Genomic DNA, 19,142 nt, shown 5'->3' with positions numbered 1-19,142 from the left:
TGCGGCCGGCTGGCTTTCGGCAAACGGAAGGTACGGTTTGATATCGAGAACGGGAGTCCCGTCGAGCAGGTCAACGCCGCCGAAAGTGAGCAGCACGCCGGCGCGCGTATCGATCGCCAGCAACTCGACCAGCGACAGGCCCAGGGGGTTGGGGCGAAATGGGCTACGGCTGGCGAAAACACCGACCCGCGCGTTGCCGCCAAGGCGCGGTGGGCGGACCGTCGGGCTCCACTGATCTGCGCTACGGTGGAAAACGAAACTGAGCCAGACGTGCGAGAACTCGTCCAGGCCACGCACCGCCTCTTCTCGATCATACGGTCGCAGCAGGCGCAACTGGCCGTGGGCATGCGGCGCCAGTTGCCCCTGCCGGGGGATGCCGAAGCGATCGCGAAACGGCGTCGCCAGAAATCCGATCGGCGAAAAGCTGACCTCAGACACCGATGTGCTCCGCGTCGGCCGCAGCACAGAACAGCAATCGTCGATGACCGGCAGCCGTTGGGCTGGCGCTGGCCACCGGCAACTAGCCCTCGACCAGCGCCAGCGCGTGCCGGGCCATGGCCTGCACGACGCTGTCGGCTTCGCCCACCGCAGCGCCCAACTCAAACTGCGCCTGCGGATGGCAACGCCGCAACTCGTCGAGCAACAGGGGCACGTCGCGTTTCAGATGTCCGCCACGGGCAATGAACATCGGCAGCACGACGATCCGTTCGAAGCCCTCGCCGAGGAGCAACTCGGCGCATTCGCGCAACTCGGGCGTCATGAACTCCAGGAAGGCGAGTTCGACGCGCCGATCCGGAGCCTGTTCGCGCACAAACGCGCAGACGCGGCGCATTGGCTCGGCCCAATCGGGATCACGAGCGCCATGGGCAAAAAGGATCAGGGCTGTCTTGGGCATGGCGAGCTTTTCTCAAGGATGGCGAGCGTCTTTCACGCTCGGTGGATACCGGCGAGGACGGCAATTTCCCGCGCGTGATCGACGACATGATCGGCACCCCACTTCTCTATCGGATCGCCATCACCGAGATAGCCGTAGCGCACCGCCACGGTGACCATGCCGGCAGCGCGACCGGCCTGGATATCACGCAGATCGTCACCAACGTAGAGGCAACGCGCCGGATGCCTGGCAAGCAGGGAACACGCCAGCCGCATCGGGTGCGCTGCCGGCTTGGCACGTCGCGCCGAATCACCGCTGACGACACAGGCTGCGCGCTTGGCGAAGCCAAGCCGGGCCAGCAGCGGCAGGGTGAAGCGCTGCGCTTTGTTGGTGACGATACCCCACAGCGAACGGCGCCCCTCAAGGACGTCGAGGAGTTGCTCAATTCCGGGAAACAGCCGTGTTTCGACACAGATGTCCTGACTGTAGTAGCGCAGGAAGCGATCGTAGAATTGCGCGTAGCCGGCATCGCTCGGCTGCATGTCGAGTCCACCCTTGAGCATGCCCCGTACGCCCTGCGACGTCAAAGGGCGGAGCTGCTCTGGCGACACCCGCGGCAGTCCCAGATCGGCGCGCAATCGGTTGAGGGCGGCAGCCAGATCGGGGGCGGTATCGGCAAAGGTGCCGTCGAGGTCGAAGAGTACTGTGTCAAACATTCTTTATGCTATGCAGAAGGTAATTCACGTCCGTGTCGTGACCGAGAGCGTAGTGCTGCGTGAAGGGGTTGTAAGTCATCCCGCGCAGCTCATCGGGATCGAGGCCGACGTTTCGCAGCCAACGCGAAAGCTCTGATGGTTTTATGAATCGCGCATAGTCGTGAGTGCCTTTCGGCAACATCTGCAGCACATATTCGGCGCCAATCACCGCAAACAGGTAGGCTTTCGGATTGCGGTTGATGGTCGAGAAGAAAACGTGCCCGCCGGGTTTGGCCAGGGCCGCGCAGGCGGCAACGGTACTGGCCGGATCGGGAACATGCTCGAGCATTTCCATACACGTCACCACGTCATACCGGCTGCCCTGCTCGGCGGCAAGTTCTTCGGCGGAAACCTGCCGATAGTCGACCTGGCGACCGCTTTCGAGTAAATGCAATCGGGCCACACTCAGCGCCTTTTCGGAGAGGTCGATGCCGGTCACCGTCGCCCCTCTCTCACACATGGCTTCCGAAAGCAGGCCTCCGCCGCAACCGACGTCAAGCACGCTCTTGCCAGCCAGTTGGCAGTGACGGTCGATCCACTCAAGGCGCAAGGGGTTGATGTCGTGCAAGGGCTTGAAGTCGCTGCCCGGGTCCCACCAGCGATGGGCAAGCTGGCTGAATTTCTCGAGTTCCTTCTGGTCGGCGTTGATCATCATGAAGCGGTTTCCATGGCGAGAGGCGGGAAGCAGGCGAGAGTGGGCCACCGTACCGGCGTGCACCGGTGAGTATGCCAGGCGGCAGGCACCAACGAAAAAGCCCTGCCGAAGCAGGGCTTCTCCCGTAAAACTACCGGATTACTTGGTGCCGATGAGTTCGATATCGACACGACGGTCAGGCTGCAGGCACTCGATGACTTTCGCGCTCTTGCCACCCGGGCACTGACCAGGCTTGGTCACCGGCTGCTTCTCGCCCTTGCCTTCGGTGTAGACGCGGTTGGCCTCGACACCCTTGCTCACCAGATAGGCCTTGACCGACGCGGCACGCCGCTCGGACAGTTTCTGGTTATAGGCATCGGAGCCAATACGGTCCGTGTGACCGACGGCGATGATCACTTCCAGCTTGATCTGCTTGGACATGGCGACGACTTCGTCGAGCTTCGCCTTGCCGGCCGGACGCAGCGTGGCCTTGTTGAAATCAAACAGCGCGTCGGCAGCGACGGTCACCTTGTCACCGGACGGCTTGGCCGTCGCAGCAGCAGCCTTGGCCATCGGCGGCTCGCAGACTTCCTTCGGCAGCAGATCCTTGTCGCACTTGCAACCAGCCGGGTCCTTGGCCGCGCCCGCAGGAGTCCAGAAACCGGTCCGCCAGCAGAGGCCGGCGCCGCTCATCGCGACTTCGCCGCGGGAGTCAATCACATACACGCGATCCAGGGGAATCGAAGTTTGTGCCTGAGCCAGCGAGGCGCCGAAGCCGAGAGCGGCGGCGAACGCAGCCACGATGGTGCTTGTTCTTGCAATTCTTTTCATCTAGGTTTCCCTCGTTAATTGAAGGCTGCGGAGCGGGTCCGCATGGCCTGTTATGCCTCGTTGTTCACTGAACTCGTCACGGACGGATTTTATTCTGCCACAAGAGCGCCAGCTTTATCAATCCGGTTTCGTTGCTTTCAATCAGTTGGCCGTTTTCGACAAGCATGCGACCAGCGACCCACACCGCAGAAACATGCTCTCGGGCTACAGCGTAGGTGAGGTGTGAAACCGGCTCATAGCAGGGGGCAAGGGCAAACTCGTCGAGCGCGACGGCGCACAGATCGGCCGCCTTGCCGGGAGTGATCGAGCCGATCCGTGCCTCGAGACCCAGGGCTCGGGCGCCACCGAGGGTCGCCATGTGCAGTACCTGATGGGCCTTGATCGCGTCGGCACGGCCACTCTGCGCCTTGGCAAGCAATGCGGCCAGCCGCATCTCCTGTAGCAGGTCGAGCCGGTTGTTGCTGGCCGCACCGTCAGTACCCAGACCAATATTGATTCCCTTTGCCGCCAGCTCGGCAAGCGGGGCAATGCCGCTGGCAAGTTTGAGGTTGGAGCTGGGGCAATGCGCGATGGAACAGCCCTGCTGGGCGAGCAGTTCGATTTCGTGCGCGTCGAGGTGCACCGCGTGTACGGCAATCAGTGCCGGGCTCAACATTCCCAGGCGACGGAGGCGCTCGATCGGGCGTATCCCGAAACGCTGCACGCTCTCTTCGATTTCCTGGATGGTTTCATGCAGATGTACGTGTATCGGCAATTCGACCTGCTCGGCAAGCGTCAGCACCCGGGAAAAGCCCCCGTCGCCTACTGTGTACGGCGCATGTGGCGCCAGGCAGAAGGACAGCAGCGGCTCTTCGAGCCGCTGGTCGCGGGCGGCGAGCCCCTTGGCCAGATAGTCGTCGGCGTCGGTCGCGTAGCTACTCGGAAAGTCGACGGTGATCAGACCGATTGCGGCGCGCATGCCCGACGCCAGCGCCGCGTCCGCCGCGGCGCCGGGGAAGAAGTACATGTCATTGAAACAGGTGATGCCACCGCGCAACATTTCGGCGCAGGCGAGCAAGGTTCCGTCATAGACGAACTGCTCCGAGACGTGCTGCGCCTCGGCTGGCCAGACGTGCCGCTGCAACCATTCCATGAGCGGCAGGTCGTCGGCAAGACCGCGCAGAAGGGTCATCGCCGCGTGGGTATGCAAATTGACCAGCCCCGGAATGAGGACGTGCTGCTCCAGCCGCTTGTGGCTCCTTGCCGAAAAGCAGCTCGCCGCCTCGCTCTGGGGAACGACGGCCACGATGCGGCCATCGTTGATCACTACAGCGTGACTTTCAAGAACCACACCAGCGGGGTCGACCGGAACTATCCAGCGCGCCTCGATGAGCAGATCGACAACTTCCATGGGCATGATCCCTGCGTAATCAGGAATGTGCTGGCTGAAAAAAAACCCCGCCGGAGCGGGGTTTTCTTACGCCTTCTCTGAATTACTTGGTGCCGATGAGTTCGATATCGACACGACGGTCAGGCTGCAAGCACTCTATGACTTTCGCGCTCTTGCCACCCGGGCACTGACCAGGCTGGGTCACCGGCTGCTTCTCGCCCTTGCCTTCGGTGTAGACGCGGTTGGCTTCGACACCCTTGCTCACCAGATAGGCCTTGACCGACGCGGCACGCCGCTCGGACAGTTTCTGGTTATAGGCATCGGAGCCAATACGGTCCGTGTGACCGACGGCGATGATCACTTCCAGCTTGATCTGCTTGGACATGGCGACGACTTCGTCGAGCTTCGCCTTGCCGGCCGGACGCAGCGTGGCCTTGTTGAAATCAAACAGCGCGTCGGCAGCGACGGTCACCTTGTCACCGGACGGCTTGGCCGTCGCAGCAGCAGCCTTGGCCATCGGCGGCTCGCAGACTTCCTTCGGCAGCAGGTCCTTGTCACACTTGCAACCAGCCGGGTCCTTGGCCGCAGCTGCAGGCGTCCAGAAGCCGGTCCGCCAGCAGAGGCCGGCGCCGCTCATCGCGACTTCACCGCGTGAGTCGATCACATAAACGCGATCAGCCGCGGTTTGCGCTTGTGCGGCGCCAACTGCAGCAAAAAGGCCGATTGAGGCCAGCAGGGTAGTAATGATTTTCGATTTCAAGATATTCCTCCTCGATTAATCTCTGTTAGGTCCGAATGCGTGTCACGCGATGCGATTTTTGCGCAGTCGGCGGATTTAAGCATACAAACTTCGGCGGCTTCAAGCATTGGTTTGGCATTGTGTTGCATTTATACAACGATTGCCCGTTCGCGGCACTCCGCTGCGTGCGTCGAGACGCTGCCACGCCCGCCCCCGCACCCCGTGCTGACAAGCTGCCCACCGCCGCCTGAGGGAATTCGCCAAGCGCGTGTCGGCCCCGTGCGGACCGGGATGGTCAACAATCGGGAATATGCGAGAATCAAGCGAGCATGAGGCGCCCTGAGGTCCACTTCCTCGGAGGCGGGATCTGGCCAACCAGTCCGGGTACCGGAAAGGAGACGACAATGCACTCAGGCAGCCTGGAATCAGTCGCTTCCGTGGTGCGCGAGGCGAAGGAAATCGTTGTTTTCTCAGGGGCAGGTCTGTCCGCCGACAGTGGCATTCCAACCTTTCGCGACGGCGCAACCGGACTGTGGAACAAGGTCGATCCTGATGAGGTCGCCAGCATTGAGGGCTTCCTACGCAATCCGGAACGCGTATGGAACTGGCTGCTGCAATTGAAAAGGCTGGTCGACGAACGACAGCCGAACGCCGGCCACCAAGCCCTCGCCCGGCTGCAGGAAATCTGTCGGGCAAAACAACTGACGGTCATTACGCAGAACATCGACGGCTACCATAGCCGCGCCGGGAACGCGCCAGTGCTCGAAGTTCACGGCACCATACACCGCCTCCGCTGCCAGCAGCGTTGCGGCTTCTCGGCCGACTGGGAGCAAAGCGCCGCCGAACCTTTTCGCTGCCCCCGCTGCGGTGCGCCGGTGCGCCCGGATCTGGTGTTGTTCGGAGAAATGCTCGACGAGGAGGTCTTTGCGGCTGCCGAAACGTGCAGCATGACCGCCGATCTGTTCTTTTGTGTTGGCACCTCGTTCACCGTCCAACCGGCCGCGCTGCTGCCGGTGTGGGCCAAACGGGCCGGGGCGACGGTGGTGGAGGTCAACCCGCACCCGACATCGCTTTCAGCCCTCGCGGATTACTCGATCCGCAGCGGCGCTTCGGAGTTCTTCACTGCTCTGAGTGCGAAACTCGCAGCACGGCAGGCGTGAAGCGCCCGATTACGCCAAAACACCTGCGCTGCGGGGACGATGTCGGCGACGCCGACTGATCGGCTATAATTTCGCCCTTTTGCTGCCTTGCCCTGACCGGGTCGCGCAGCTCACTTCACTTCACTTCAGCCATCGAGTCGCGAGTCGTATTCATTGTTCTTACCGCTTCCCCGCGCGCCGCTGCCCAAAGTCGGCGAAAGGCTTCAGCTTCCCTCCTTTGCAGGCTCAGCCGACGCGCTGCTGATCGCCCAGGCGGCAACCGCCGCGAGCGCCGGGCAGCGCATGCTCGCCGTGCTCACGGCCGATGCCACCGACGCGCAGCGCCTGCTCGCGGAAATTGCCTGGTTTGCTCCAGATCTGTGCATCCGCCTGTTGCCGGACTGGGAAACGCTGCCTTACGACAGTTTTTCGCCGCATCACGACCTGGTTTCCGAGCGTCTGGCGACACTCTACGCGGTCATGCGTGGCGATTGCGACGTGCTGCTGGTTCCTGCGGCAACGGCGGCTTATCGCCTGGCGCCGCCGGCGTATCTGGCCGCCTATACCTTTTTTCTGAAGCAGGGCGAGCCACTCGACGCCGTTCCGTTCCGAGCGCAGCTGACCCTGGCCGGCTACGCGCACGTCACCCAGGTCGTGGCGCCGGGTGAATACTCGATCCGCGGCGGCATCGTCGACCTCTTCCCGATGGGCTCGCAACTGCCTTACCGGCTGGATCTCTTCGACGACGAGATCGAAAGCATCAAGACCTTCGACGTCGATAGTCAGCGCACCCTCTACCCGGTCCCGGAAGTTCGCCTGCTACCCGCACGCGAGTTCCCTCTCGACGAGAAGGGCCGCGCGCGCTTCCGCCAACGTTTCCGGGAGATTTTCGAAGGCGACCCCGGCAAGTCGCGGATTTACAAGGATGTCTCGAACGGCGTCGCGGCGGCCGGCATCGAATACTGGCTGCCGCTGTTCTTTGAAGAGACGGCAAGCCTTTTCGACTACCTGCCCAAAGAGACCGTTCTCGTCCTCCACAACGACGTAGCGGCGGCGATCCGTGCCTTCTGGCGCGAGGCACAATCGCGCTACGACATGCTCTCCGGCGACCGCAGCCACCCCCTGCTGCAGCCGGCTGAACTGTTCCTCGCCGAGGAGCCGTTTTTCGTCGCCGCGAAATCGTACGCCCGCGTGAACCTCGCCGCCGGCAACGACGGCCCCGCACAAAACCTGCCGCCGCTGGCCGTTGACCGCCGCGCCCAGGACCCGCTGCACGTCCTGAAGGGCTTCATCGACGACTTCCCGGGCCGCGTCCTGCTGCTCGCCGAAACCGCCGGACGCCGCGAAACGCTGAGCGAACTGTTCGCCGACTACGGGCTGGCGCCGACCGCGGGTGGCGACTTTGCCACGTTCCTGGCCGCCGACAGCAAGCTCGCTCTGGCGGTCGCGCCGCTGCACGACGGTTTCCAGCTCGCGCAACTGGCGATCATCACCGAAGCCGAGCTTTACGCCGACAGTCCCTCGCGCCGCTCCCGGCACGCGGCGCAGCGCAAGGCAACGGTCGACAACTGGTTGCGCGACCTCACCGAGCTGAAGGTCGGTTCGCCGGTTGTCCATGAGCAGCATGGCATCGCCCGCTACCGGGGTCTGATTCACCTCGACCTCGGTGAAGGCGAGATGGAATTTCTCGAACTGCACTACGCCGGCGACGCCAAACTCTACGTCCCGGTGTCACAACTGCACGTCATCTCGCGTTACTCGGGTGCCGATCCCGACGCCGCGCCGCTGCACACACTCGGCTCGCAACAATGGGAAAAAGCGAAACGGCGCGCGGCGCTGCAGGCCCGCGATACGGCTGCCGAGCTGCTCGCACTCTACGCTCTGCGCGCCGCACGCCAGGGGCACCCTTGCGAGTTCAAGGCGCACGACCACGACGCCTTCGCCGACGGCTTCGGTTTTGAAGAGACTGCCGATCAGGCGACGGCGATCGAGGCGGTGATCGAAGACATGAAATCCGGCCGGCCGATGGATCGCCTGGTCTGCGGCGACGTCGGTTTCGGCAAGACAGAGGTCGCCTTGCGCGCCGTCTTCTGCGCAGTCGCTGGCGGTCGGCAGGCGGCCATCCTTTGCCCGACGACCCTGCTCTGCGAACAGCATTTCCAGACTTTCAACGACCGCTTCGCCGACTGGCCGGTAAGAATTGCCGAGTTGTCCCGCTTCAAGACCAACGCCGAGGTAGCGCAGGCGCTGCGCGAACTGGCCGACGGCAAGCTCGACATCGTCATCGGGACGCATCGCCTGTTGCAAAAAGACGTCAAGTTCAGCCGTCTCGGACTGGTGGTCATCGACGAGGAGCACCGCTTCGGCGTCCGCCAGAAAGAAGCGCTGAAAGCGCTGCGCGCCGAAGTCGACGTACTGACACTCACCGCGACACCGATCCCGCGCACGCTGTCAATGTCGCTCGAAGGCCTGCGCGACTTCTCGGTCATCGCCACGGCGCCACAGAAGCGCCTGGCGATCAAGACCTTCGTCACCCGCTTCTCCGACGGCATCATCCGCGAAGCGCTGCTGCGCGAATTCAAACGCGGCGGACAAGTGTATTTCCTGCACAACGAAGTCAACACCATCGAGAACATGCGCAGCAAGCTCGAAAAACTGTTGCCCGAAGCACGCATCGTCGTCGGCCACGGCCAGATGAAAGAGCGTGAGCTGGAGCGGGTAATGCGCGACTTCACGCAACAACGCGTCAACGTCCTGCTGTGCACGACGATCATCGAAACCGGCATCGACAACCCGCATGCCAACACCATCGTCATCAATCGTGCCGACAAGTTCGGCCTGGCGCAGTTGCATCAGCTGCGCGGTCGCGTCGGCCGCTCGCACCACCAGGCCTACGCCTATCTGCTGACCCACGACGACGCGGCACTCAACAAGCAGGCCAGGCAGCGCCTGGAAGCGATCCAGATGATGGATGAACTGGGTGCCGGCTTCTACCTCGCCATGCACGACCTCGAAATTCGCGGTGCCGGCGAGGTCCTCGGCGACAGCCAGTCCGGGGAGATGCAGGAAGTCGGCTTCAACATGTTCACCGAGATGCTCAACCGCGCTGTCGCGGCGCTCAAACAGGGCAAGGAACCGGACCTGCTACAGCCGCTGGCGATCGCCACCGAGATCAACCTGCATACCCCGGCGCTGCTGCCCAACGACTACGCGCCCGACGTCCACCAGCGGCTGGCGCTCTACAAGCGTCTGGCCAACTGCACCACCGGCGACGACATCGCCGACCTGCAGGAAGAGCTGGTCGATCGTTTCGGCGCGCTGCCGCCACAGGCCCGCGCGCTTCTCGACAGCCACCGGCTGCGCCTGCTGTGCAAGCCTCTCGGGGTGAGCAAGCTCGACGCCACGGCCGAACAGATCATCGTGCAATTCGACGCCGAACCGCCAATCGACCCGCTGCGCATCATCAATCTGATTCAGAGAGACCGCAACTACCGTCTGTCCGGACCCGACAAACTGCTCCTCAAACGCCAGTGCGCAACGCTTTCCGACCGCGTCGCCGCGGTCAAGGACCTGATTCATCAACTAAGCTGTCTGCCAAAACCATGACCCATTTCGCCATCGAAAACATCAACGTCAGCGCCTTCGACGCCATGCCTTCCCCCGAAGAAATCCACGCCCGCCTGCCGCTTTCGCCAGCCGCCGCAAGCCTGGTGATGAACGGCCGCGAGGTCCTGCGCAATATTCTCGACCGCCGGGACCGCCGCTTGTTTGTCGTCGTCGGACCGTGCTCGATCCATGACCCGATCGCCGGTCTCGATTACGCGCGCCGCCTGAAGACGCTCGCCGACGAAGTCAGCGAAACGCTGTACCTGGTCATGCGCGTCTACTTCGAAAAGCCGCGCACCACCACCGGCTGGAAAGGCTACATCAATGACCCGGACATGGACGATTCTTTCCGCGTCGATCAGGGCATGCAACTGGCGCGCGAGTTCCTGCTCGAGCTCGCCGAAATCGGCCTGCCGGCCGGAACCGAGGCTCTCGACCCGATCTCGCCGCAGTACCTGGGCGATCTGATCGCCTGGACGGCCATCGGCGCGCGCACGACCGAGTCGCAGACGCACCGTGAAATTTCGTCGGGGCTATCGACCCCGGTCGGTTTCAAGAACGGCACCAACGGCGACGTCGCCATCGCCATCAACGCCATCCTTTCCGCCTCGCGGCCGCACAGTTTCCTGGGCATCAACGGCCAGGGGCGCACGTCGATCGTTCGCACACGGGGCAATCGTTACGGCCACCTGGTACTGCGTGGCGGCGACGGCCGACCGAACTACGACACGGTCAGCGTGCAGATGGCCGAGCAGGCGCTGGGCAAGGCCGGTTTGCCGCGCAATATCGTGATCGACTGCTCGCACGCCAACAGCTACAAGAAGCCCGAGCTGCAGCCGCTGGTGATGGCCGACGTGGTCAACCAGGTACGCCTGGGCAACCAGTCGCTGGTCGGCATGATGGTCGAATCGAACCTCGTCGCCGGCAACCAGGCGATCCCCGAAGACCTGTCACAGCTGAAGTACGGCTGCTCGGTCACCGACGCCTGCGTCGACTGGGAGAGCACCGAAAAGATGATTCGCGACGCGGCCCGATTGCTGCACGAGGTGCTGCCGACGCGCACCGGCTGAATGCGCCAACTCCGCCGACAACAAGCGGGCGCCCTCCCTTACACGGGCGCGCTACCAGGTTCCTCTTTCGCGGCAGCGACCTGGCGCTCGAAGTCCTGGGTCGCTTGCTTGACGGAAACGTAGAAGTCCGCGCCGCCGATTTCCTCGGATAGACCAACCTTGGCGAGTTCCTCCCGGAACGGCCTCGGCGCGTCGGCGATCTTGACGTCAATACCCCTGGCGACCAGTTCGCGATGCAGCTCCGCAAAGCGCTGCCCTGCCGTGACATCCATGTCGTGGATCGCCTGGGCGTCGATGACCAGCCATTTGACCGGCGGCTGCGCCTCGTCGACCAGCGTCCGCAGGCGGTTCACGACGTGCCTGGCGTTGGCGAAGATCAGCGGCGCATAGAGCCGGTAGACGAGCAGGCCCGGAACGCTCTCCGCTTCCTCGTCCTCAAGACAGTCGTGGAACTTGCCGTCGCTGCGCAGGCGGCGCAGCACCGCGTCATCGGGACGCGAAACCTCGACCAGCACGGCGACCAGCGACAGCAGCAGACCGAGAATGATCCCGGGCACGACACCGGCCAGCAGGATCGCAGCCGTGACGCCCAGGGCAATGCCGGCCTCGACCCGGTCGATCTTGTACAAGCCCTTCAGGGACGCCACTTCCAGCATGCCGATGGCGGTGACGATGAGGATCGCACCGAGGGCGACTTTCGGCAGCAGGGCGATGAGACCGGTGAGGAAGAACAGGAACAAGAGCAGGCCGAGGGCCAGAATCACCTGCGCGAGCTGTGTCCTGCCACCGGCGGAATCGACGATCGAGGTACGCGACTGACTGGCCGAAACGGGAAAGCCCTGCCAAAGCCCGGCCAGTATGTTCGCCGAGCCCAGAGCGACCAACTCGCGGTTCGGACGCACCTCGTAGCCGTTCTTCTCGGCAAAGGTCTGCGCCAGAAGAATGCCGTCTGAAAACGCCAGGAAGGCAATCGCCACGGCAGCCGGCGCGAGTGCCGCGAGATCTGCCCAGCGGATCGAGGGAATCGTCAGATGCGGAAATCCCGACGGCACCTCACCGACCAGAGCGATGCCGTAGCTGCCCAAGTCAAGAGCGAAAGTGGCTGTGATCGCCACCGCGCAGACCGCCAGCGCACCAGGTACGCGTGGCAGCCAGCGCGCCAGCGCAACCAGCAGAGCAACCAGCAGCACGCCGAAAAAGAAAGTCGCCAGATGCGTCTCGGGCAACTTCTGGAATACCGTATTAACAATGTGGAAGAATTCTTCGCCCTCGGTCTTGATGCCGAACATCTTCCCGAGCTGCGTGGCAATCAGAACCAGCGAAGCACCGTTCAGGTAACCGATCAGCACCGGCCGGGACAGCAGATCGGCAATGACGCCGAGCTTCAGTCGCGCGGCGAGGAGCAGCACGACACCCGACAGGAGACTGAGCACCGCCGCGAGAACGACGATGCGCGCCGGATCCCCGCCCGACAACGGCAGGATTGCCGAACCAGCGAGCAGACCGATCGCCGCATCTGGCCCGGCGATAACGTGCCGCGAACTTGAAAACAGGGCGTAGCCGATGGCCGCTGCCAGCGCCGCGTACAAGCCGGTGATCGCCGGCAGGTGTACCAGCTCGGCATAGGCGATCACCGACGGAATCGAGACGATGCACGCCGAAAGGCCGGCGATCGAGTCCTTGCCGAGCCATGCAAGTCGATAGTCCCGCAGCGTCGCGAGCAAGGGCAATCCAGATCCCAGTAACGCAGATAGAGCGCCAGCTTTCATGTATGAGGCTCCCGAAGGAAGAGGTGTAACGACAATATACCGTGATTCGTCCGCGATCCGGCAAGTGTCAGTCGCGCGCAGAGCGGCGCGGAACGTCGTGCGAGAAGAAGGCCGCCGACCATCCGGCGATCAGGCGGGGCAAGCACGCCGCAGTTTGAAATGACGATGGGGGCCGAAGCCCCCACCGATAGCCATTCTGTTTATTGGACGGCTATGTCCTCAGCAGGCCTTAAGCGGCCATTGCGAAACGCTCATCATTGGCGTTTGTGGTTTTGCGCGGATTACGTCCGTCGCCTCTCGGGCCGCCTGCTCGCCATCTGTCACCCTGTCGAAACCGGTGCACCCCCGCAGTGGTGGAGGTGGCGGGAATCGAACCCGCGTCCAGAACGCTTCCGGTTTGCCGGAATTACGACCATGGAAAGCATTATGGGTGCAGCGCAGCTGGAATACAAGGTCCCATGACCGGTGGCAGACGAGCGCCAAGCTGCAGCCGAGCGCAGAACTGTACACTGCAAAGAAGCCAGCGTGCCGGCGTTCGATCCAACCCGCTAGACCTGCATGTTCATGACGTCCTGATACGCAGAGACGAGCTTGTTGCGCACCTGAATCATCTCCTGGAAGGAAAGGCTGGCCGTTTGCAGCGCGATCATGACTTCGTGCAGGTTCTCGGTGCTGTTGCCGGCGGCAAAATTTGCCGCCATGGCCTCCGCCTGCTGCTGCGTCTGACTGACCTGGGCGATCGAATTCTGCAACACCTGCGCGAAGTCGGCCCCCGTTGCCAGGCTCTGCGCCTCGGCAACACGACCGCCAGCGGTTGCTGACGTCGCCTTCAAGACGCTCAACACTTGCTCGATACCCTTGCTGTCCATTCTCTTCTCCGTTCACTGCCTAACCTATTAAAGCAAAAATCCCGCCAGCTCAACGGCCAGGCTGAGCAGACCTTCAAGCCTTCAGAAAACCGTCGAGACGATACTGTCGCAACTTGTGGCGCAAGGTCCGCTCCGACATCCCCAGGCGCTGCCCGGCAAGGGTTCGGGAGCCGCCGACCGACGCCAGTGTCGCCAGTATATGCTCTCGCTCCACTTCGCTCATCTTGTTGGCTTTCCGGGGCTGCGCCGGGGACGCGACGGTGGTCATTGCCGGCGCAGCCGGTTCTGGTCGCCGCGCGGCGCTCGGCGCCAGCGGTGCCGCTGCCGCCAGATGCAGGGCCTCGAGTTCGACGATGTCGCCGGGGGCCAGAATGACCGCCCGCTGCATGACGTTCTCCAGCTCACGGACATTGCCCGGCCAGGGATGCTGACGCAGCGCCGCATCCGCAGCGGCAGACAGGCGGAGAGCGGGGCGACCGGCGCGAGCGCCGTGATCGGCAAGAAAATGACGCGCCAGCGGAGCAATATCCTCGCCTCGTTGCCGCAGCGCCGGAATGAGCAGGGGAAAGACGTTCAGGCGGTAGAACAGGTCCTCACGAAAGTGACCCCTGGCCACGGCGTCGGCCATGTCGCGATTGGAAGTGGCGATGACGCGGATATCGAGGACCACCGGCTGCTTGCCGCCGACGCGCTCCACTTCGCGCTCCTGCAAGACCCGCAACAGCTTGGCTTGCAGTCCGAGCGGCATTTCGGTGATCTCGTCGAGCAGCAGACTGCCGTTCTGCGCCTGCTCGAATTTGCCGGCCTGTGCGCGCTGCGCGCCGCTGAAGGCGCCCTTTTCGTAACCAAACAGGGTGGCCTCGAGCAGACTGTCCGGAATGGCCGCGCAATTGATGGCCACGAACGGGCCCTTGCTGCGCGCCGAGTGCTGGTGAATGAAGCGCGCCACGACCTCCTTGCCAACGCCGCTTTCGCCGGTCAGCAGGACCGTGCTGTCACTCTGTGCGACCCGCCGGGCAAGTGCAAAAAGGTTGACACTCAGCGGATCGATGGCGATCGCCCGCGCGTCATCGTGGACTTCCGGCAGACGATAGCGCTGCACGTGTTCGAGCAGAGCCTTCGGCTCGAACGGCTTGAGCAGAAAGTCGCAGGCACCCGCGCGCATGGCTTCGACGGCGCGGTCGACGTCGGCGAAAGCGGTCATCAGCACCACCGGCAGGTAGGGATGGCGAATGCGGATCTCCTTGAGCAAGGTGATGCCATCGATGGGCAGCATTCGCACATCGCTGACCACCAGCGCGACGGTGCGTTCGGCGAGGAGCTGCAGGGCCTCGTTCCCGCCGCCGGCGGAGACGACCGCCTGGCCAGCCAGTTCGAGGGTATCGCACACCGCCTCGCGCAGGGCGGCGTCGTCTTCGACCACCAGTATCGGCAGACCGGGCCGCATGGGCTGTGGCCCTCAGACCGCCCGCTCGGCCGCCAGAGCGACCGGCAGCATGATCACGAATTCCGAGCCTTCGCCCGGCACCGAGTGCACTGTCATCGCCCCACCGTGCGCGCGTACGACGCCCAGCGCAATGGCCAGACCAAGTCCGGTTCCCTGCCCGCTGGTGGTAAAGAAAGGCTCGAATACGCGCGCCTGGATTTCGGGGGCAATGCCGGCACCCGTATCGCGCACGGCAATGCGTAGCTGGGCGTCGACCAGATCGGCGCCAATGGTGACGACTGGACGTCTGCCACCTTCCCCGACGGTCGTACAGGCCTGCAGAGCGTTCTCGAGCAGATTCACCAGGGCGCCGACCAGCGCCTTGCGGCTGCCGGTGACAATGATGCCGGCAGCGTCGCCTAGCACCCGGAAAGCAATCCCCCCCTCCAGGAACAGGGGCTCAACGGTCTGCGCAGCTTCGGCGAGCAGCTGGCTGGCCGGCGTCGAATCGCGACCGATGCTTTCGCCACGGGCAAAGAGCAGCACTTCCTGGATCAGGCGCTCGAGGCGCTTCAGCTGGGCAGTCGTCTTGTCCGCGAAACGAAGCCGCGCAGAGTCGGCAAGCCCCGGCTGCGCCAGGTTGGCGCTGTAGAGCAAGGCCGTCGCCAGCGGCGTACGCAACTGATGGGCCAGCGAAGCGGCCATCTCGCCCATGGCCACGAGGCGCTGGTTACGTTCCAGTTCCGCCTTGAGAGCGTGCGCTGCGGTGACGTCGTGGATGAGCAGAATTCGCCCGCCGGCAGAATCAAGGGGGCTCTCGACGATCGCCAGACGGCGCGCGCCAAGCTGCCACTCGTCGGGCGCCTCGGCGGCAACCAGACTGGCCTGAGCCAGCGTCGGCCAGGCTTCGCCGATCATCGCCTGGGCAAACATTTCGGTGGCCGCCGGATTGGCTTCGCTGACCCGAGCCGCGCTGTCGAGCACCACGACGCCAGCCGGCAAGGCCTTGAGCAACAGCGACAGGCGTTCGGAAAGCGCTTCCTTCTCTTCGTATTGCCGACGCAGCTCGCCATTGGCAAGCGCCAGTTCAGCGGCCAGGGATTCGACACGGCCCTGCAATCCCTGGTACGACTGGGTCAGCGCCAGCGAAACCTGGTTGAAGGCGTCGAATGCCCGTTGCAGTTCCTGCGCCTTGAGTTCAGGGCCCGGCGTTTGTACGACTTGCTTCATCCGATGGAAAGTCCCGTGCATTTAACAGCTACAATAGCAGAGTAATTGTCATCATTTTTCGCTTTTCGCCTGCGCCAACGCAGGCTTTCACCGTATCGGGCGCATGGCTGCAGCCGGAACCGAAACCACCGAGATAGCAGGCGCGGGCAAACCGCTGGATCGCGCTCGCGAGGCGCTGGCGCGCTTGAGCGACAAGCAGAAAGTGGTGCTGATAGTCTCGATTGCCGCGATTTTTGCGCTGCTCGTCGTCGCCGGCACCTGGCTCAGGCAAAGCGAGTTCAAGGTACTTTTCTCCAATATCTCCGAGCGCGACGGCGGCGCAATCATCGCTGCGCTCGAGCAGATGAACATCCCCTACCAGTTCAGCAACTCGGGCAGTGCGATCCTGGTCCCCGAGAGCAGGGTGCACGATGTCCGCCTGCGCCTAGCGTCGCAGGGACTGCCACGCGGTGGCGCCGTCGGCTTCGAGTTGATGGAAGCGCAGAAGTTCGGCGTCAGCCAGTTTGCCGAACAGGTCAATTATCAACGTGGCCTGGAAGGAGAGCTAGCGCGGACCATCCAGTCGATCGCCGCCGTGCAGGCGGCACGCGTACACCTGGCGATCCCGAAGCCAAGCGTCTTCATGCGCGAGGAGCAAAGGCCATCGGCGTCGGTCATGCTCAATCTCTATCCGGGACGCACGCTCGATCCGACCCAGGTCGCCGGCATCCAGAATCTGGTCGCCGCCAGCGTCCCGCAATTGACGCCGGCCAGCGTCACCCTGCTCGACCAGAGCGGCGCCTTGCTGTCGAGAAAGAAGAACGCTCTCCTGGAAGCCGGTCTCGACCCAACGCAGGCGAGCTACATTCATCAGGTCGAGGCGAGCATCATCAAGCGCGTCGAGGACATCCTGGCACCGATTGTCGGCCCCGACAATGCACGCGTCCAGATAGCCGCCGACATCGACTTCTCGCAAAGCGAGCAGACTGCCGAAACGCATCGCCCCAACACCACCCCGCCCGATATCAGTATTCGCAGCCAGCAGACCGCTGAAACCGCGAGCACCAACCCGAGCGCGCAAGGAGTTCCCGGTGCCCTCAGCAATCAGCCGCCGGTACCGCCGACGGCCCCGTTGACCCAACCCGCCGTGGCAGGCGCCGGCCCCGCCGCCCCGGGCCAGCCTCCGGTCCCCGGACAGATCAACGCCGCCGGGGTGCAGGCGGTCATCGCAGGCGTCGGACAGCCACTGAGCACGAGCAAGAACGCGACGATCAACTACGAGGTGGACAAGACCATCCGCCACACCAAGAACGCCGTCGGAACAATCAGGCGCCTCTCCGGCGCGGTGGTGGTCAATCAGCGGCAGGAAATCGACAAGGACGGCAAGAGTGTCAGCAAGCCGCTGTCCGACGCCGAGATCAAACAGATCAGCGACCTCGTCAAGGAAGCGATGGGCTTCAACAAGGATCGTGGCGACACCATTTCAGTGGCCAATGCGCCATTCACCACCCTCGAGAAAGAGGACGGCCTGCCGCTGTGGCGAGACCAGGAAATGCTTTCGCTGGTCAAGGACCTGCTCAAGTACGGAGCGCTTGCCGGCATCCTCGCCTATCTCCTGCTCGGCGTCGTTCGGCCTCTATTGAAGACCATCCTGCAACCGGGAGCGGCCAGCGAAGGCAGCGTCGGCGGCACCATCGACCTCCTTGCTGGCGACGAAGGCGAAGGCGAGGGCGAGGAGCAGGCGCCGACAGCCGCCAAGCTGCTCGAGCAGCAACTTGCCAAGGCGCGTGAGCTGGCGCAGCAAGATCCACGGGCGGTGGCCAACATCATCAGGGCATGGACCGGCACCAATGCCAGCTGACGACGGCATCGAGAAAAGCGCCATTCTGCTGATCGCGCTTGGCGAAGACTATGCGGTCGAGGTGCTCAAGCACCTGGGGCCCAAGGAAGTGCAGAAGCTGGGGCACGCCATGGCCGCACTGAAATCGGTACCGCGCGCGCGCGTCGGCGAAGTGCTCGCCGAGTTCCAGACCACTGCCGAGGAGTCTGCCGCAGTCAACTACGATACGGATGCCTACGTTCGCTCGGTCCTCACCAAGGCCCTCGGTGACGACAAGGCGTCCAACCTGATTTCCCGTATCCTCCAGCCGGGCGATACCAACGGTATCGAAGGCCTGAAGTGGATGGATGCGCCAACCGTCGCCGACCTGATCAAGAACGAGCATCCGCAGATCATCGCCACGATTCTCGTCCACCTCGCCCATGACCATGCGAGCGACATTCTCAACCAGTTCCCCGAGCGCCTGCGCAACGACGTGGTCTTGCGCATCGCGACACTCGAAGGTATCCAGCCCGAAGCCCTGAAGGAGTTGAACGACGTCATGCTGCGCCTTCTTTCCGGTTCCGCGAGCGTCAAACAGTCGGCGATGGGCGGCGTGCGCGCGGTTGCCGAAATCCTCAACTTCATGGGTACCGCCAACGAGTCTTCGGTGGTTGACTCGATCCGCGAGTACGACCCCGATCTGGCACAGAAGATCCTCGACGAGATGTTCGTCTTCGAGAACCTCATGGATCTGGACGATCGGGCGATCCAGCTCCTGCTGCGCGAAATCCAGTCGGAATCGCTGATCCTGGCAATGAAGGGAGCCACCGAATCGCTGCGCGAAAAGATCTTCAAGAACATGTCGCAACGCGCCGCCGAAATGCTTCGCGAAGACCTCGACTCGCGCGGGCCGGTGCGGCTTTCCGAAGTCGAAAGCGAGCAAAAGGAGATTCTCAAAATTGTCCGCCGCCTGGCAGACGAAGGGCAGATCGTGCTTGGCGGCGCCGGCGGCGAGGAAATGCTCTGAGTA

At 63.4% G+C, this 19,142-nt stretch carries 16 protein-coding genes and 1 other RNA gene; 5 read left to right on the top strand and 12 right to left on the bottom strand.

Annotated features, from left to right (window positions below; genetic code table 11):
* From tsaA to ompA, 7 genes are all read right to left on the bottom strand, one after another.
* On the bottom strand, positions 1–438 hold a 438-nt coding region (tsaA, locus tag QZ613_RS16415; protein ID WP_291983219.1), incomplete at its 3' end, for a tRNA (N6-threonylcarbamoyladenosine(37)-N6)-methyltransferase TrmO.
* Between the two features lie 82 nt (positions 439–520).
* Positions 521–895 (bottom strand): CbiX/SirB N-terminal domain-containing protein, encoded by a 375-nt coding sequence (locus tag QZ613_RS16410; protein WP_043565093.1) that lies wholly within the window; start codon positions 893–895, stop codon positions 521–523.
* 32 nt (positions 896–927) lie between these two features.
* The gene (locus QZ613_RS16405) at positions 928–1,590 is read right to left on the bottom strand and encodes an HAD-IA family hydrolase (RefSeq protein WP_043565091.1); all 663 of its coding nucleotides are present in this window, start codon (positions 1,588–1,590) and stop codon (positions 928–930) included.
* Positions 1,583–2,284 carry a bifunctional 2-polyprenyl-6-hydroxyphenol methylase/3-demethylubiquinol 3-O-methyltransferase UbiG gene (gene ubiG, locus QZ613_RS16400; protein WP_043565090.1) on the bottom strand — a complete coding sequence of 234 codons (702 nt, stop codon included), beginning with the start codon at positions 2,282–2,284 and terminating at the stop codon, positions 1,583–1,585. The genes QZ613_RS16405 and ubiG overlap by 8 nt, the downstream gene beginning before the upstream one ends.
* Before the next feature lie 138 nt (positions 2,285–2,422).
* A complete protein-coding gene (locus QZ613_RS16395; RefSeq protein WP_043565089.1) occupies positions 2,423–3,094 on the bottom strand; it encodes an OmpA family protein in 672 nt (223 codons plus the stop codon).
* Positions 3,095–3,170: 76 nt separating this feature from the next.
* Entirely contained in the window at positions 3,171–4,490 is a 1,320-nt protein-coding gene (locus QZ613_RS16390) for a TRZ/ATZ family hydrolase (protein WP_043565087.1), read from the bottom strand.
* Between the two features lie 76 nt (positions 4,491–4,566).
* The gene (gene ompA, locus QZ613_RS16385) at positions 4,567–5,223 is read right to left on the bottom strand and encodes an outer membrane protein OmpA (protein ID WP_043565085.1); all 657 of its coding nucleotides are present in this window, start codon (positions 5,221–5,223) and stop codon (positions 4,567–4,569) included.
* Positions 5,224–5,606: 383 nt separating this feature from the next.
* Between ompA and QZ613_RS16380 the strand changes: the two genes are divergently transcribed.
* The 3 genes from QZ613_RS16380 (at position 5,607) to QZ613_RS16370 (ending at position 11,017) form a co-directional block, all read left to right on the top strand.
* Positions 5,607–6,362, top strand: a complete 756-nt coding sequence (locus QZ613_RS16380) for an NAD-dependent deacylase (protein ID WP_291866933.1) — start codon at positions 5,607–5,609, stop codon at positions 6,360–6,362.
* Between the two features lie 153 nt (positions 6,363–6,515).
* Positions 6,516–9,947 (top strand): transcription-repair coupling factor, encoded by a 3,432-nt coding sequence (mfd, locus tag QZ613_RS16375; RefSeq protein ID WP_291866936.1) that lies wholly within the window; start codon positions 6,516–6,518, stop codon positions 9,945–9,947.
* Entirely contained in the window at positions 9,944–11,017 is a 1,074-nt protein-coding gene (locus tag QZ613_RS16370; protein WP_043565081.1) for a 3-deoxy-7-phosphoheptulonate synthase, read from the top strand. The genes mfd and QZ613_RS16370 overlap by 4 nt, the downstream gene beginning before the upstream one ends.
* A 38-nt stretch (positions 11,018–11,055) precedes the next feature.
* On the opposite strand, the gene sulP is transcribed toward QZ613_RS16370, so the two are convergent.
* The 5 genes from sulP to QZ613_RS16345 form a co-directional block, all read right to left on the bottom strand.
* Complete coding sequence (gene sulP / locus QZ613_RS16365; RefSeq protein WP_291866940.1) at positions 11,056–12,741, bottom strand: sulfate permease; 1,686 nt, start codon at positions 12,739–12,741, stop codon at positions 11,056–11,058.
* 205 nt (positions 12,742–12,946) lie between these two features.
* Positions 12,947–13,252: a transfer-messenger RNA gene (gene ssrA / locus QZ613_RS16360) on the bottom strand.
* Positions 13,253–13,334: 82 nt separating this feature from the next.
* Positions 13,335–13,655, bottom strand: a complete 321-nt coding sequence (gene fliE / locus QZ613_RS16355; protein WP_043565077.1) for a flagellar hook-basal body complex protein FliE — start codon at positions 13,653–13,655, stop codon at positions 13,335–13,337.
* A 73-nt stretch (positions 13,656–13,728) separates the two neighbouring features.
* Entirely contained in the window at positions 13,729–15,102 is a 1,374-nt protein-coding gene (locus QZ613_RS16350; RefSeq protein ID WP_043565076.1) for a sigma-54 dependent transcriptional regulator, read from the bottom strand.
* 12 nt (positions 15,103–15,114) lie between these two features.
* Positions 15,115–16,311, bottom strand: a complete 1,197-nt coding sequence (locus tag QZ613_RS16345) for an ATP-binding protein (RefSeq protein ID WP_043565074.1) — start codon at positions 16,309–16,311, stop codon at positions 15,115–15,117.
* Positions 16,312–16,414: 103 nt separating this feature from the next.
* On the opposite strand from QZ613_RS16345, the gene fliF reads away from it, so the two are divergent.
* Positions 16,415–18,151 carry a flagellar basal-body MS-ring/collar protein FliF gene (fliF, locus tag QZ613_RS16340; RefSeq protein WP_043565073.1) on the top strand — a complete coding sequence of 579 codons (1,737 nt, stop codon included), beginning with the start codon at positions 16,415–16,417 and terminating at the stop codon, positions 18,149–18,151.
* Positions 18,141–19,139, top strand: coding sequence for a flagellar motor switch protein FliG (gene fliG / locus QZ613_RS16335; RefSeq protein WP_043565071.1), 999 nt, complete (start codon positions 18,141–18,143; stop codon positions 19,137–19,139). The genes fliF and fliG overlap by 11 nt, the downstream gene beginning before the upstream one ends.
* The last annotated feature ends 3 nt before the right edge of the window (positions 19,140–19,142 follow it).

It is taken from the genome of Candidatus Accumulibacter sp. ACC005 (genome assembly GCF_907163215.1).
Classification (GTDB): Bacteria; Pseudomonadota; Gammaproteobacteria; order Burkholderiales; family Rhodocyclaceae; genus Accumulibacter; species Accumulibacter regalis.
The sequence above is the reverse complement of the archived record's forward strand: the minus strand, read 5'-3'. Positions and strand labels throughout refer to the sequence as shown.